The sequence below is a fragment of the Shewanella sp. FDAARGOS_354 genome (assembly GCF_002209245.2).
Lineage (GTDB): Bacteria > Pseudomonadota > Gammaproteobacteria > Enterobacterales > Shewanellaceae > Shewanella > Shewanella xiamenensis.
Genome location: NZ_CP022089.2, coordinates 2,706,364 through 2,723,046 on the forward strand (window position 1 = coordinate 2,706,364; position 16,683 = coordinate 2,723,046).

Here is a 16,683-nt window from a genome sequence, read left to right on the forward strand (position 1 = left end):
AGTGAATGGTTTACTCACAATGAACTGGCTTAAGTGCCGTACAAACGCACGCTTAATCAGTCAACTCATCATCGGTGGATTACTCTTTTTCACGATAAGCGGCTGCGATAATGCGCCCGCGAGCGTTTCAGAATCCAAATCCATGGGAGCTTTGCTAGGGCAAACAAAAGAAGGCGAAACAACCTCAACGCAACAAGCCTTTGCCAAGGTGACACCTGAGCATCAGTTTCACTTTCCTCAAGATCATCTTGCCCACAACGGCTTTCGGCAAGAATGGTGGTATCTCACTGCTAACTTAACCACCGAAAAAGGTGAGCAACTTGGCGCGCAATGGACCCAATTTAGGGTGGCACTAAAACCTCAATATACAGAACCGCAAAATGCGCAACCGACTACCCTTAACTCCGCTTGGGCAACTGAACAACTCTATTTTGCCCATAGCGCACTGACCTCTAGCGCGGCACATCTGGCCCATGAGAAATGGTCTCGCGGTCATCCAAAGCTTGCCGGCGTCAATGCCAATCCCTATCAAATTCATCTCGATAACTGGCAATGGCAGAGTGAATCGAGCGCGTTATTTCCGGCAATCTTAAGGGTTGAGACCGCAGACTTTAGTTACGCGCTAACGCTGACTAGCCAAGCACCGCTGCAATATCAAGGTGATAATGGCTATAGCATTAAAAACCGCGAGGGTAACGTCGCCTCCTACTATTACAGTCAACCTTTTATCACTATTAGCGGTGAGATCACCCGATATATCAACATCAATGGCCAAGCCGAGAGTCGGGTAGAGAAAGTCACAGGCAAAGGCTGGCTAGACAGAGAATGGAGCTCACAATTTTTAACTAAAAGCCAGCAGGGTTGGGATTGGTTTGCCCTGCGCCTCAATGATGGTTCGGCGCTAATGCTCTTTCAGTTAAGGGAGCAATCCACCGATAAATCTCAAACTCCATTAGCCTTTTACAGCGCCAGACGAATGTTTGCCGATGGCACAGGCCGTAATATCAACTCCCGAGACACGCCAGATGGAATAAAAATGACGCCGCTTGAATGGCAAACCACCCGCACCGGCAAATACCCTGTAAGCTGGCAAGTCCAAATCCCGAGTGAGCAAATCGATATCCGTATCTCGCCGTTAAATCCCAATAGCGCCATGGCGTTATCCACCTCCTATTGGGAAGGCCCAATCAAACTTAGCGGTAGCCACACTGGCATGGGTTATATGGAGCTGACGGGATATTAATCCACTTATAGTGATGTTTGACTGCCGGATCTTTCGCTAATCTAACCAATCTCGCCATTCCCTCTCCAAAGAGATAGCGATTGTTTAAATTTCAAACTGAGAGTTAGATCACGCGCAAAACTTTGATCCCGATCGACTATCCCCTGCAATACCTCTTGTGAGGTATACCCACATTTTTTATCAGGTCTAGACTCGCAGTTATCCACATTCAGTTGTACAGATGTTTATGCAAAGCAGCTGAGTGCATCTCAAGATAAAGGTCACCGCTATGAGTCAGGAATACCATGTCACCAGCCTCGTGGTACATGCAGCCCCTAATGCCTTGCAACAGGTTGAAGCCGATATTGCCGCGCTAAAAGGCTGCGATATCCACGCCATTTCACCCGAAGGCAAGTTGGTTATTACCCTCGAAGGGAATACCCAAAAAGCCATTCTCGACAATGTTGAAGCCATCAATGGCCTGTCCGGTGTGTTATCCGCCAGTTTGATTTACCACCAAGTAGAACCCCTAGAACAAGAACTGTTAGAAAAAGAGAGTGAGGAAACACTATGAGCATTAGCCGCCGCGAGTTTCTCAAGGCTAACGCAGCGGTTGCCGCTGCGACGGCCGTTGGCGTCACGCTTCCCGTGAAAATGGTTGAAGCCGCCGAGTCAGATAACATCAAGTGGGACAAAGCCCCCTGCCGTTTTTGCGGTGTGGGTTGTAGCGTATTAGTCGGTACTAAAGCGGGTAAAGTGGTTGCCACCAAAGGCGATCCAGAAAGCCCAGTTAACCGTGGTTTGAACTGTATTAAAGGCTACTTCCTGTCGAAAATCATGTACGGCAAGGACAGATTAACCACGCCATTACTACGCATGAAAGACGGCAAATACCACAAAGAAGGCGAGTTTACCCCAGTAAGTTGGGATGTTGCCTTCGATACTATGGCCGCTAAGTGGAAACACAGCATCGCCACTAAAGGCCCAACCTCAGTCGGTATGTTCGGTTCTGGTCAGTGGACGATTTGGGAAGGTTACGCTGCATCTAAACTGCATAAAGCTGGATTCTTAACCAACAACATCGACCCTAACGCCCGCCACTGTATGGCCTCAGCGGTCGTTGGGTTTATGCGTACCTTCGGTATTGATGAACCGATGGGCTGTTACGACGACTTAGAAGCCGCCGATCACTTTGTGCTCTGGGGCGCCAACATGGCCGAGATGCATCCGATCCTGTGGGCACGTTTATCTGATCGCCGTTTAAGCAGTAAAGACTGTCGCGTGCATGTACTATCCACCTTCGAGAACCGTAGCTTCGATCTTGCGGATAACCCGATGGTTTTCCATCCGCAATCAGATCTGGTGATCCTCAACTATATCGCCAACTACATCATTCAAAACAAAGCGGTAAATACCAACTTTGTGACTAAACACACTAAGTTTGCCCTCGGTGTAGATGATATCGGTTATGGTCTGCGTCCAGATCATCCGTTAGAGAAGAAAGCCAAAAACCCTGGCAATGGTAAATCTAGCCCTATTAGCTTCGAAGAATACGCTAAGTTCGTCAGCACTTATACGCTGGAATACGCAGCAAAAATGAGTGGTGTAGAGCCTGAAAAATTAGAAACCTTAGCCAAAGCCTATGCCGATCCTAAAGTGAAGGTTATGAGCCTGTGGACCATGGGGATTAACCAACACGTTCGTGGAGTGTGGGCAAACAACATGCTCTATAACATTCACTTACTGACGGGCAAAATCGCCACACCTGGCAACAGCCCATTCTCACTGACAGGTCAACCTTCAGCCTGTGGCACCGCCCGTGAAGTCGGCACCTTCGCCCACCGCTTACCTGCTGATATGGTGGTGGATAACGATAAGCATCGCGCGATTACCGAAAAAATGTGGCAAGTGCCTGAAGGCACGATACCACCTAAACCTGGCTACCATGCAGTGCTGCAAAGCCGGATGCTCAAAGACGGTAAGCTAAACTGTTATTGGACTATGTGTACCAATAACATGCAAGCCGGCCCGAATATCAACGATGAAATTTACCCGGGATTCCGTAATCCAGAGAACTTTATCGTGGTATCCGATCCTTACCCAACCGTCACCGCCATGGCAGCAGACCTTATTCTACCGACCGCCATGTGGGTCGAGAAAGAAGGCGCCTACGGTAACGCCGAGCGCCGCACCCATATGTGGCATCAACAGGTTAAAGCGCCTGAGGGAGCTAAATCGGATCTGTGGCAATTAGTCGAGTTTTCAAAACGCTTTAAAGTGTCTGAAGTCTGGCCAGCAGAGCTTATCGCTAAAAAGCCTGAATACGCTGACAAGACCCTTTATGAAGTACTGTTTGCCAATGGTGTCATCAACAAGTTCCCGACTACCGATTGTAAGGGCGACCTAAACGACGAAAGTGAACACTTTGGCTTCTATCTACAAAAAGGCATCTTCGAAGAATACGCCGCCTTCGGTCGCGGCCATGGCCATGACTTAGCCGACTTTGACCGTTACCACGAAACCCGCGGCCTACGCTGGCCAGTGGTTGAGGGGAAAGAAACCCTGCGCCGCTTCGTTGAAGGCAGCGATCCTTATGTTAAGGCAGGTGAAGGCTTTAAGTTCTACGGTAAACCCGATGGTAAAGCGGTAATTTTCGCCCTGCCTTACGAACCAGCAGCGGAAGAGCCTAACTCAGAATACGATCTGTGGATGTCTACCGGCCGCGTGCTCGAACACTGGCATACAGGTTCGATGACCGCCCGTGTACCTGAGCTCTATCGCGCCTATCCTGATGCACAAATCTTTATGCATCCTGAAGACGCTAAGGCCCGAGGTCTGCAACGTGGTGATGAAGTGATCGTGGCATCTCCCCGTGGTGAGGTCAAAACCCGTGTCGAAACCAAAGGCCGTAACAAACCGCCACGCGGCGTGGTGTTTATGCCCTTCTTCGATGCGCGTCAGTTAGTTAACAAGTTGATTCTGGATGCGACCGATCCACTGTCAAAAGAAACTGATTTTAAGAAGTGCCCAGTAAAAGTGATGAAGGCCTAAGCCCTCATTTGATAGCGATAAGCGTATTTGAAAGCGATTAAGGAGTCTAAGGTGAGTCAGCAAGTGAAGAGTCCATTCACAGTCAAACAAGTCAACCGTCGCCAGTTTTTGGCCACGACGGCTAAGGCTGGCTGTGTGATGGGGCTTGTGGGATTAGGCTTGACGGCCACGGCAAAAAGCCAAGGTCAACTCGCCTCCCAAGCTTGCAGACCGCCGGGCGCCCTTGAAGAAAGCGATTTTCTCTCGGCCTGCGTGCGCTGCGGCTTGTGTGTTGAGGCTTGCCCTTACGACACGCTAACACTGGCACGTTGGTTCGATGGCGCCGCCACTGGCACGCCATTCTTTACCGCAAGACGCATTCCCTGCGAAATGTGTGAGGATATTCCCTGCATCAAAGCCTGCCCATCGGGCGCGCTTGATCCTCAACTTGAGCACATTAGCGATGCCAAAATGGGTGTTGCGGTACTGATCGATGAGAAAAATTGCCTTAACTTTAAGGGATTACGCTGTGATGTCTGTTATCGGGTTTGTCCGTTAATCGACAACGCCATCACCTTAGAACGCCAACGCAATCAACATAGCGATCACCACGCCATGTTTTTACCCACAGTCAACAGCGATACCTGTACGGGTTGTGGCAAATGCGAGCACGCCTGCGTGCTCGATACCGCCGCCATAAAAGTCTTACCGACGGCATTAGCACTCGGTAAGGCAGCGGAGCATGACACTTATCTCAACACTGAGGAAACCACCTTAGAGATGTTGAATAAGGGGCTAACGCTATGAGTAACAAGTCTATGAATAACCGGACCATGAACTCAAAAGCCCGCATGCAAGGCGAGCATGCCGCAGCCATTGCAGAACTCGGTTGGTTTGGCGCACACAAATATTTGCTACTACGCCGCGCAGTGCAATGCGGCTTGTTAGGGCTATTTGCACTGGGGCCGCTACTAGGGATTTGGTTATTTAAGGGTAATTTATCGGCCAGTTTACTGCTCGATACCATTCCCTTTGCCGATCCGCTAGTGAGCTTACAAATGCTCATTAGCGGGCATATTCCCGAGCTTAGCCTATTGATAGGTGCAACCTTGGTCATACTGTTTTATGCCCTCGCCGGTGGCCGGGTGTTTTGCAGTTGGGTGTGTCCCGTCAATCTGGCCACCGATACCGCAAGCTGGCTCAGACGTAAACTAAACCTCCCTCGCACCAGCGAGTTACCGCGTAATTTACGTTATTACCTGCTGGCACTCGTGCTGTTATTGCCACTGCTCACGGGCAACTTGATTTGGGAATGGATTAATCCCGTCCCCTTAGTCTATCGCGCCGTGCTATTTGGCAGTCTCAGTGGTTTATGGATCTTAGCGGCAATATTTCTGCTGGATCTATTTATCGCCGAGCGCGCTTGGTGTGGTCATCTGTGCCCAACGGGCGCCCTATTTGGCTTAATCGGCAAATGGAGCCCCATTAAGATCGTCGCCAGCAAAGCTAGCGCCTGTGATAACTGCATGGATTGCTTTGCTGTTTGCCCCGAGCGCCAAGTATTAAAGCCCGCGTTAAAAGGGCAAAACCCGGTGATCACTAGCCCAGACTGCACCCAATGCGGCCGCTGTATCGATGTCTGCGCAAAGCGCGTATTTCGCTATCAAACACGTTTTACGGCCACTCAGGCTCAACTTAGTTCAGGCGATTCGACCGATTGTCACTCGCCATCAACCACTTCACCAATTCGTCAACACATTGCCCCCAAGGCGGAGAATGACCAATGAAAAAAATACTCACCTTAGCCGCGATTGTATTAGCCATCGGCGGCTGCTCAGGCCAACAAGCAGACACTCAAGCAACACCTGTCAATATCAAATCCCTCGCTGGCGATAGCGCGGTGACCGATATTCGCCCCGCTGATGCTATGCCCGTTTACCCAGCTCGCGGTAAGGCGTTGGAACGCAGTTTTACTGACCAACCGCCACTCATCCCCCATAAGGATGATTACAAAATAACCTTAGATAAAAATGGCTGTTTAACTTGCCATAGCTGGGATAAAGCCCCACGGATGAAAGCCACACCAGTGGCGAAATCCCACGTTATCGACGATAAGGGCACGCTCAATGGCCATAATTATTTCTGCACCCAGTGCCATGTTGCACAAGCAGAAAACAAAGCGCCTTTAGTTGATAATAAGTTCTCAACTCAGTAAAACAATCCTCCCCTGCCCGCACCAAAGCCACTGATCATCCAGTGGCTTTTTATTATCCATAACAAAATTAGAGATAAACTTAAAAACTCAGTGGGGGAGATGTTGGACGAACTGAAAAATAAGCAGACGGGGCAATAGATAAAATGGAAAAGTAAAAACCCAGCCTAGGCTGGGTTAACTTGTTGTTTTGCTTTATGCAAATCACCCGCCGGAGCCGTTACTCTTGTTTGCGCTGCCTTTGCTGTTTGCACATTCTTTGTTTCAGGCATCGCCGCCTGCCACAAAGCACCTACCCATAAACTTGACGTTGACTTCATGACCAAATCTCCTGTTCTGTTAACAAGTTCAAAGTAATACTTAGACCATCATCAGTAAAATGAATTAACGCCATACAATGGATTCCATTTGAGCATGAACATTCCAATCAAGACCTTACAATGTTTTCTGATCTTAGTTGAAACGGAAAACTTCACCCGTGCAGCACAAAAATGCTTTATCACTCAACCAACGCTTAGCAAAATCATCCAAAGGCTTGAAGAAAGCGTAGGAGAAACCCTGCTGATCCGTAACAATCAAAAGGTGGAGCTAACCCAAGCAGGGCAGCTGTTTGAACACAGTGCGCGGGAGATCCTCGGACAATGGCATAGATTGCAGGAGGATATGAGTAACTTAAGCGGCCTAAAATCGGGGCGGCTTAGACTCGGTGTCTGCCCCATGATGAGTAGCTTAATTATTGGATTACTGACGAGCTATCGTAAGCGTTATCCTGGGGTTGAACTACAAATGTATGAATACGGGGGGTTTGGCTGCGAGCAGGCACTGCTAAATAACAGTTTAGATATTGCCTTTACTGCGTTACCCACAACCCATGAGACTGAGCTAGTCAACCAACCGCTGACAAAATATCCTCTGTTAGCTTGCCTGCCTGATGGGCACCCGCTTGCGGCTAAGTCATATCTCAACTGGCAAGATTTTGAAGCTTATCCGTTTATTCTCTATAACGAGGACTTCTCACTTGCCAAATTGATAACTCGCCTCAGCCGTAAGGCTGGCGTGCAATTAAATATCGCCTTTCGCAGTGGTCAATGGGACTTTCTTGCAACCATGGTTGAAGCCGACATGGGACTGGCCATATTACCCGAACCTATTTGCCAAAAACTCAGTCACAGCAAACTAGTCTTTAGACCGATGCAACCGGCATTAACTTGGGATTTAGCCCTGATTTGGCGGCAGAACTTACCGTTAACTCCCGCGGCAAATGCTCTACTGGAATTAAGTAAACAAAAAGCGTGAATGCTGACTCGTCAACCTATCGTCAACCAGTGCATCGCCCATAAAAAAACCGCTGCTAGCCTAGGCTTAGCAGCGGTTTCTATTTAGAGGAAGTTAAGAATTACTTCTTAGCTTCAGCAGCTTTACGCTCTTTAACTTGCTCAACAACTTTTTCCGCAACACTGTTTGGACATGGGCTGTAGTGTGAGAACTCCATAGAGAACTGACCACGGCCTGAAGTCATTGTACGCAGAGTACCGATGTAACCGAACATTTCTGATAACGGTACGTCAGCCTTAACGCGAACACCAGTTACACCAGCAACTTGGTCTTTGATCATACCGCGGCGACGGTTTAAGTCACCGATCACGTCACCCACGTTGTCTTCTGGGCTGAACACGTCAACTTTCATGATTGGCTCAAGTAGTTGTGGTTTAGCTTTAGCCATAGATTGACGGAATGCCGCTTTAGCAGCGATTTCGAACGCGATAGCTGAAGAGTCAACTGCGTGGTAAGCACCGTCAGTCAGTTCAAACTCAACGTCTAACACTGGGAAGCCAGCGATAGTACCGGTGTTCATCATGCTCGCGAAGCCTTTTTCAACTGCTGGCCAGTATTCCTTAGGAACGTTACCACCAACAACTGAAGACTTGAACACGAAGCCAGAGTTTGGCTCACCTGGGCGAATGATGTATTCGATCTTACCGAATTGACCAGAACCACCAGATTGTTTCTTGTGGGTGTATTGGTCTTCAACCATTTGAGTAATAGTTTCACGGTAGGCCACTTGTGGCTCACCTACGATCAGCTCAACACCATAAGTACGCTTCAGGATGTCCACTTTAATATCTAAGTGCAGTTCACCCATACCTTTAAGGATGGTTTCACCTGAATCTTCATCAGTTTCTACGCGGAATGATGGATCTTCTGCGATCATCTTACCGATAGCGATAGCCATCTTCTCGCTGCCGCCTTTATCTTTTGGCGCTACTGCGATAGAGATAACTGGCTCTGGGAACACCATGGCTTCCAGAGTACATGGGTGCTTAACATCACACAGAGTGTGACCAGTTTGTACGTTCTTCATACCCACGATTGCGATAATGTCACCAGCTTCAGCTGATTCAATTTCGATACGATCGTTAGCATACATTTCGCACATACGGCCGATACGCTCAGTCTTACCAGTTGCACTGTTAAGAATGGTATCGCCTTTCTTCAGACGGCCAGCATAAATACGTACGAAAGTCAGGGCACCGAAACGGTCATCCATGATCTTGAACGCTAATGCTTTTAATGACTCATCAGCAGAAACGATAGCGTATTCGCCAGTTTCGTTACCTTCTTCGTCAGTTAAAGGTTGTGGATCAACTTCATCTGGCGCTGGCAGATAATCAACAACAGCATCCAGAACCAGTTGCATACCTTTGTTTTTGAAGGCTGAACCACAGAATGTTGGGAAGAATGCCATAGTACGAGTACCCTTACGGATACAACGTTTCAGGTCTTCAACAGATGGCTCTTCGCCTTCCATGTAAGCTTCTAGCAGATCGTCATCTTGCTCAACAGCAGTTTCGATCAGCATTTCACGGTATTCTTCAACTAAGTCAACCATGTCCGCTGGAACATCTTTAACTTCGAAGTTTTCTGGAATACCAGAATCGTCCCATACGTAGGCTTTACGAGTTAGCAGGTCAACAACACCACAGAACTCATCTTCAATACCGATTGGCAGAACCATAACCAGTGGGTTAGCAGCTAAAACGTCTTTAGTTTGCTTAACAACACGTAAGAAGTCAGCACCCATACGGTCTAACTTGTTTACGAAGATGATACGAGCAACTTCAGATTCGTTCGCATAGCGCCAGTTAGTTTCTGATTGAGGCTCAACACCACCAGAACCACAGAATACAGCGATACCGCCGTCAAGAACCTTCAGAGAACGGTAAACTTCAACAGTGAAGTCAACGTGCCCAGGGGTGTCAATAACGTTGAAACGGTGATCTTTCCAGAAGCAGCTTACTGCCGCTGACTGAATGGTAATACCGCGCTCAGCTTCCTGAACCATGAAGTCAGTTGTTGATTCACCATCGTGAACTTCACCGATTTTATGGATTTTACCGGTTAGCTTAAGAATACGCTCGGTGGTCGTGGTTTTACCCGCGTCAACGTGAGCGAAGATACCAATGTTTCTGTATTTGGATAATTCGGTCATGATTCAACTTTAATGATTAGTTTAAGAAGTAGACGGAGTATGCGACAAACCACCGACACACCGCACATCAGATTATTTTAGGCGCATATTGTAAATTGGAACCCCGCTATGCGCAAATGGCTCTTGCAATTTTTCACGATAAAGTCGCGGAAAAAATTAAAAAAAAATAAGAAAAATGCATTAAAACAATTAAATAAAAAAATTTAGCTCAGTTTTCAAACAATTAGTAAAAAGCCTAAAAATAAGCGTTTTTTTACCGATATTGCAGATTTCTCATACTTTAAGGACTCACAAATGGCAAAAGACCAGCCCAATGCAACCTCAATACAAACTTCAACTCAGGTTAAAACTCGGTTTAACCTAAAAGTTGATTAGCATAAATGTGAAATTGATCGAGTAAAGTGGCAATGGGCTTAGCAATGCATCTAATTTCGCAAACTAAGCATTGGATTCATCAATACAAATCTGATTTCTGCCCAAGGCTTTCGCTTGATACAGTGCTTTATCTGCTCGTTCAAAGCAGGACTGCATTGGTTCATTACTCGCTAATTTGGCAATCCCAAAACTACAGGTGAGCCGCACATCACCACTAAAGCGATAATCCTTAATCGCCGCAGCAATCCGCTGGCACAATGAGTTAACTAAAGTAATTGAAGTCTGATGGCAAAGGATCACGAACTCTTCACCTCCCCAACGGGCAACAACATCTGATTCACGCACACAATGCTGCAACACTGTAGACAGCTCCATCAAAATATTATCTCCGACGGCATGACCTAAGGTGTCATTAATCTCTTTAAAGAAATCGATATCTAACATGACAAGGCAGATGCTACTTTCTGTTGCGGTCTCAGAACGATGCTCATGCACAAACTGGCGGTTAAAGTAATGGCGATTATAGAGTTTGGTGAGCGGATCATGGGTAGATAAAAACTCGAGTTCAGTATTGGTTTGTTCTAATTGCCGACGAAGGGCTTCAAGCTGTGTATTTTTATCGGTTAAGCGTCGATTATAGCGACTGATAAAATAAGTCCGAGTCGCAAGTAAGAATATCACCAGCAGAGTACCTGCAATCACTTGATAGATAAGCCAATAGTTAGTCTCATCGATAACAGTAATATTGTTCCATTTCTGGTAAATCCTAATTCGCTCAAGCTCATCAACATCATCAAGTACTTGATTAAGTATCGGCAGCAGTGCTTCATGGCCTAAACTCACTCCCATGCGTAGTTCATCTTCTGGCCCGCCCCACCCCGCAATTTTAAGATGGTTAAAACCTGTCTGCTGAATATAAGCATTCACCGAAAACATTGACCCAACAAATAAATCAGCGCGCTTATCGAGCACAGCCTCGAGTCCCGCTGGTTCACTGGCCACTTCGATGATTTTGACTCTAGGGTAATATTGCTGAATATACTCAGCGAGACGATAACCTTTAGGCACGGCTAATGTTCGTGAGCCTATGTTTTCAAATCCTTGTAAAAATGGCTGTTCTTTTAGCGAAACCAACACATTTGGCGAGTGAAAATACACATGGCTAAAATGTAAAAATTGCTCTCGGGTAGCGGTTTTGTTCAACATTGGAGTTAAATCACAGCGCCCAGCTTGTAAAAAATTAAGAGTTTCAGACCAAGATGTTGTGGGAACAAGAATGAATTTAAGGGGAGAATGGGACTCAATGTAACGAATATAGTCCGATGAGACCCCTACATGTTTTCCCTCTCGAATCGCTTCATAGGGCAACCAGTCGGGATCAACACAGTAACGGACTAACTGCCTACTGCTAGCACCGTCATCAGCGGTTTTGAGATAGCGCGAAGCCAAACGCTCTGCACTCACAGTTAAGGGTGAGCATAAACAGAACAATAAAAACCAAAATCGACAACCCATGTCGCTTCTCAAATACATTCGTAATTCGCTGACGTAGATAAAAAGTGTATACATGATATTAAGATAATACCAATTCGCTCATCCTAAGCAGAAAAATGCACCGAACCTGAGAAACGTAATCTTGTTAGCAATAAAAAAATACCCGCCAAATTGACGGGTATTTCGTTTACTTAATCTATTTTTACAAGATTAATCTTCAACTGGTGACACAACAAAGAGTAGGTCACCTTGCGATACTTGCTGACCATTGCTGTTCAGAATACGCTCGATGCGGTACTTCTTATCCTCAGGATAGAGCACTGCGCCTTGGCGGTTAAAGCCAGCCAAGTTAACCTGCGAGAACATCTTCATTGCTTCAGTCAAGGCAAGGGTTTGCTCAACGGTTACAATATCACCTTCTTTAACGAAATCAGGTTCGCCTGGCGCTGGAGAGGTATAGAAGATACCTGCGCCTTGGGCTAATACTTTAAGCTCGTTACTTTCACCCACACGCAGCGACTCAGTATCCACACCTACAGTTTCAGCAGCGGCTTCCATTTCAGCAATCAGTGCTGGAATATCTAGCTCAGCCATAAAGCGTGGCAGATAGTTAGTGTCGTATACACCTTCTTTGAAGGTGCCATCGCTTAGGATTAACTTCAGCAATGGAATGTTAGTCGCGATACCTTTGAGCACTACGCTGTCGAGGTAAGCATGTAGCTTCGCAATAACGTCTTCACGGTTTTCACCGCGCATAATCACCTGGGCGATTAAGCTATCGTAATAAGGCGAAACTTCTTTGCCCGGTGCAGCAATCGAGATGATTTCTACATCTGGATGATCAGGGAATACACATTCGGTGATCTTGCCAGGGTTTGGAACCAGTTGCAGGATGCCGTGGCTGTCGAGTGCGGCTTTCTCAGCCGTGACACGCACTTCCATCGCATAACCGATTTCTTTCGGCTCTAAATGCTCGATTGAACGACCCGCAGCAATATCAAACTGCGCGCTCACGATATCGATACCAGAAGTCGCTTCGGTTACTGGATGCTCTACTTGCAGACGAGTGTTCATCTCCATGAAATACACTTCGTTTGCGTCTAAGTTGTAGATAAACTCTACAGTACCAGCACCCATATAATCGGTCGCATCACCTAAGGCACGGGTGTAATCCAGCACTTGTTTTTTCAGTTCATCTGGCAACATGGTTGAGCCAGACTCTTCAACCACTTTCTGGTTGTTACGTTGTACTGAACAGTCACGTAAACCCAATACTTTAGCGTGACCAAATTGGTCGCGCAGTAATTGCACTTCGATATGACGTAGTGACGTAACATATTTCTCTAAGTACAGGTCGCCGTTACCGAAGGCGGCTGCCGCTTCGGTAGCGGTTTTTTGGAATAAACCAATCATATCCTCAGGACGTTTAACGACCTGAATACCTTTACCACCGCCGCCTTGTACCGCTTTGAGCAGCACTGGGTAACCAATTTCATTGGCCACGTTTACCGCTTGCTCAGCGTTAGTCAGAATACCGTGTGAACCTGGTACCACTGGTACGTTTTGGCTTTGTGACGTCTTAATCGCGTTCGACTTGTTACCCATAGTCGTCATTGAATGCACGCTAGGACCCACAAAGTTAACCCCATTATTCACACACAATGCCGCAAATTGTGGACTTTCAGACAGGAAGCCGATACCTGGGTGCAGTGCATCAACTTGCTCGTATTCGGCAACTTTCAACACTGAGTAAGCATTCAGGTAACTTTCGTCAGAGGTGTTACCCCCTAAACAGACTAACTTGTCAGAATCTTTCAGCATATCCGCAGGTACGGCAGTCATGTCAGGATCTGACGCCACTAATACCACGTTGATATCGTTATCGTGAGCCTTACGGATCAACTTAACAGCGGTACAACCACGGGCATGAACCAAAACTTTGTTAATTGGTTTCATTAACTTACGAGGATCGTTTTGAACAATCACTTCTTCTTCAACAGGCGCTTCAACAACCAGAGTCGACAGAGCATTGATGATTACGTCATTAATCTTCGCCGTTGGCATTGGCATCAGAGGATCGATGCTCGCCAATTGGTTATCTAAGGTTTCGCTGAATGGGTTGTGGACTAAGCCCGCCATTGCACCTGGTACTTTCGACAAGTAGTTAGACAGTGTAGAAGTCGAAGGCAAGTAAGCTGGAACCACCATTTGACCCGCGAATGGCATGTTAGTACCAGACAGGTAGTAGGTTTGCACTAATGGGTGAGTCACGAAACTCGCTTGCGCACCACCGGTACAGTCACCAAAACCAAACATCAATACTGGCAATTCGTTATCACGGATAAAGCGTGTGATACGGTCGTTCACAACAGCCATTGAGAACAGAGCCGCAGCACCTTCTTTAGTCTGCATACCGCCTGAGCTGATAAAACAAACTACTGGCAATTTACGCTTAGCACATTCGATCAGCAGCGCAGAGAATTTCTCGGCACTCGCCATATCGAAGGCACCCGCTTGGAATGCAGTGTTAGATACCGCCAGACCCACACGGACTTTTTGTCCCTTTTCTTTAAAGTCAGCAATACCAGTGATCAGGCCGCAAGGACGAATACCTTTATCTAACGCATCTTCAATGGATAAACGGAAACCAGGGAAGTTGAGCAAGTTAGCCGACATTTTGTCGCCATTGATTTCGTCGAAATTAGTGAAAAATTGCTTAATCACATTTTCCCACGTCATCTTGCCGGTACGTTTTTCGTCACGTAATACTTTTTGGATCAGTAAGTCCTGATAACCCATGGTCAAGCGGTTCCAGAAGTCCTTACGACGACCGATACGCACAGGGTTAATCGCACCAGTGTATTTGCTGTGGTCGCTTTCACTGTCGAAGTATTCAGGCAATAAACGTTCGAAGAAGTAAGTCAGGATAACGAATAAACTGTCGTTAAGTTGTGGGAAGCCCACACTCTTCCACTGCTCTACCCGCACCAAGAGATCGGCACGGTTAGATTGGCTCATAAAGTACTTAAGCCACTTGTAGAATTTAGCCTTGTCGTTTGCGGTATCCTGAGTAGACAGCGCATGGTCAATCGACTTGTGCAGTAGATTGTTCACAGAGTTGCGTGACAGACTCTTAGACATCATGGCTTCTTTCGCGATAGACGCTAAGCTACCCACAACGTTGTCGTAAAGTGAGTTAAAAATCAGGATGTTATGGCATTGCCAAATAAAGTCTTCACGCAGCTCATCGTTTACAACGACATCGAGCACAGTCAATTGATTAAGCTCAGGCCATTTTGCTTGAGTTACAGACTTAGGCAGATTTTCAAGATGCTGAATTAAGCCCTTAAAGTTGTTTGCCGCGTTGCTCTTCCAACGGTGATATAAAGACCAACCGATGTTAAATAACAGTGCCTTACGAGCTTTTTTATAGTTTTCTTTTGGTTCACCCAAAATAAAACGTGTCAGCATATTACGTTCGGTTGAAATTTCATCGCGCTTAGCAATAAAGTTCGCCCACAATTTGTTCAGATCTTCATCGTAAACCAGCTTATCAGGGCTAGATAGCCAAGCTTGGAATACACGATCTTGCTCTTGTTGGATACGAGCTAACAAGTCACCTTCAGGCACACTAACACGTGACAAACGTCCGTATTGCTCCTGAGAGATCGAATGAATACGGCTACGCAGCGTTAAATAACGCAGGTAACGGTAAGCGCTACCAAACAAGTTGTGGTGGTTGGTTGGGCTCGTTGCCACAGCCAATTCAGCGTTTAACTCTAATGCCATCAAGTTTTTAGATGGGTTAAGGAAACGCGCTAAACTGCGATCATAGTGCTCACGTAAATCTTTAGATTCACGTACAAAGTTCACTGCTGCGCGCTCAACCGCTTCGATACTACTGATAATCGCGCGGCGTAAATTGTGCTGACGCTCGTCACGGTCACCTGGAGAAAAATCGATAATGCCATCGATACAACCGGCGGTGTAAAGCTCTTCTGGAGATACGCCCACAGACTTAGCACATTCCTGCCATGACAGGTTGTACTTACGCGCAATACTTTGCAGACCTTGTGGCTGAATCGTGTTGAAAATACCATCGCGCAGCGATAACAGGATGTTGGCCGCCGCTAATGGAATCGCGCCGCCCGAGTAACCCGCACCGATAACGATACCGACTGTCGGTACGTCAACGTTGGCACTCTCGGCAATCGCCTTAGAAATAGAATGTGCTTGGTTTTGGCTGTTGGCCACTTCGCCTGCATCGGCCCCTGGGGTATCGATTAAATAGACGATAGGCATAGACAATTCGGCAAAATGACGAATCGCTTTACAGGCGGCATAGTGATGCTCAGGCATCCATGCACCGTTAGCCGTTGTGCGCTCTTGAGCAATAAAGCCGATACGACGAGTGCGTGAACCGAAATTCAACTCGACCTCAGCACTGTAGAAAGAGCCCAAGTGAGTTTCGGTAATCAAGCGCCCCTTTAGGTCCGCAATGATACGTTTAGCACCAGGACGACCTTTGTCTTGGGTCGGCTGGATCACTTTTGCGACGTAACCGTCAACATCTAACGATGCCAAGTCTTTTAAATTTGCCTGAATGGCATCTTCATTTAAAAGACCTTTAATTTCTTCTGATAAGCTCTGTTTACTGTGTTTAGGAAACAGAGAAAAATCCTTTGCCAAATGCTCGGCCTGTAAAAAAAGCGGATCGGGCGTTTGGGCTTGAGTCATGTGTTTGGGCTGATTATTGCTGGTCATCAAAAGATCCTCTGCTTTAGCCTCTGAAAATTTTTAGCCAATAAATATAACTTTGTTATCCCGCCAAATGCCATTAAACTGCATAAGACGCTATGT

The 16,683-nt window shown here is 46.8% G+C and carries 11 protein-coding genes; 7 read left to right on the forward strand and 4 right to left on the reverse strand.

The window, feature by feature from the left end:
- The first annotated feature begins 19 nt into the window (after positions 1 to 19).
- The 6 genes from CEQ32_RS12220 (at position 20) to napB (ending at position 6,467) form a co-directional block, all read left to right on the forward strand.
- Positions 20 to 1,243, forward strand: a complete 1,224-nt coding sequence (locus CEQ32_RS12220) for a lipocalin-like domain-containing protein (RefSeq protein ID WP_181159848.1) — start codon at positions 20 to 22, stop codon at positions 1,241 to 1,243.
- Positions 1,244 to 1,511: 268 nt separating this feature from the next.
- The gene (locus tag CEQ32_RS12225; RefSeq protein WP_037414522.1) at positions 1,512 to 1,796 is read left to right on the forward strand and encodes a chaperone NapD; all 285 of its coding nucleotides are present in this window, start codon (positions 1,512 to 1,514) and stop codon (positions 1,794 to 1,796) included.
- On the forward strand, positions 1,793 to 4,273 hold the full coding sequence (napA, locus tag CEQ32_RS12230) for a nitrate reductase catalytic subunit NapA (RefSeq protein ID WP_088586100.1): 2,481 nt from the start codon (positions 1,793 to 1,795) through the stop codon (positions 4,271 to 4,273). Before CEQ32_RS12225 ends, napA begins: the two co-directional genes overlap by 4 nt.
- 51 nt (positions 4,274 to 4,324) lie before the next feature.
- Entirely contained in the window at positions 4,325 to 5,059 is a 735-nt protein-coding gene (gene napG / locus CEQ32_RS12235; RefSeq protein ID WP_037414518.1) for a ferredoxin-type protein NapG, read from the forward strand.
- Positions 5,056 to 6,039 (forward strand): quinol dehydrogenase ferredoxin subunit NapH, encoded by a 984-nt coding sequence (gene napH / locus CEQ32_RS12240; RefSeq protein ID WP_088586101.1) that lies wholly within the window; start codon positions 5,056 to 5,058, stop codon positions 6,037 to 6,039. Before napG ends, napH begins: the two co-directional genes overlap by 4 nt.
- Positions 6,036 to 6,467, forward strand: a complete 432-nt coding sequence (napB, locus tag CEQ32_RS12245; protein ID WP_088586102.1) for a nitrate reductase cytochrome c-type subunit NapB — start codon at positions 6,036 to 6,038, stop codon at positions 6,465 to 6,467. The genes napH and napB overlap by 4 nt, the downstream gene beginning before the upstream one ends.
- 164 nt (positions 6,468 to 6,631) lie before the next feature.
- Here napB and CEQ32_RS12250 read toward each other — a convergent pair whose 3' ends face one another.
- Complete coding sequence (locus CEQ32_RS12250) at positions 6,632 to 6,784, reverse strand: hypothetical protein (RefSeq protein WP_037414512.1); 153 nt, start codon at positions 6,782 to 6,784, stop codon at positions 6,632 to 6,634.
- A gap of 94 nt (positions 6,785 to 6,878) precedes the next feature.
- Here CEQ32_RS12250 and CEQ32_RS12255 point away from each other — a divergent pair, with 94 nt between their 5' ends.
- A complete protein-coding gene (locus CEQ32_RS12255) occupies positions 6,879 to 7,760 on the forward strand; it encodes a LysR family transcriptional regulator (protein ID WP_037414510.1) in 882 nt (293 codons plus the stop codon).
- A 100-nt stretch (positions 7,761 to 7,860) separates the two neighbouring features.
- Here the strand turns inward: CEQ32_RS12255 and fusA are convergent, their stop codons facing one another.
- From fusA to CEQ32_RS12270, 3 genes are all read right to left on the reverse strand, one after another.
- Positions 7,861 to 9,954 carry an elongation factor G gene (gene fusA / locus CEQ32_RS12260; RefSeq protein ID WP_037414509.1) on the reverse strand — a complete coding sequence of 698 codons (2,094 nt, stop codon included), beginning with the start codon at positions 9,952 to 9,954 and terminating at the stop codon, positions 7,861 to 7,863.
- A 438-nt stretch (positions 9,955 to 10,392) separates the two neighbouring features.
- Positions 10,393 to 11,844, reverse strand: coding sequence for a diguanylate cyclase (locus CEQ32_RS12265; protein WP_181159849.1), 1,452 nt, complete (start codon positions 11,842 to 11,844; stop codon positions 10,393 to 10,395).
- Between the two features lie 189 nt (positions 11,845 to 12,033).
- The gene (locus CEQ32_RS12270) at positions 12,034 to 16,587 is read right to left on the reverse strand and encodes a biotin carboxylase N-terminal domain-containing protein (protein ID WP_047535014.1); all 4,554 of its coding nucleotides are present in this window, start codon (positions 16,585 to 16,587) and stop codon (positions 12,034 to 12,036) included.
- Positions 16,588 to 16,683 lie beyond the last annotated feature (96 nt).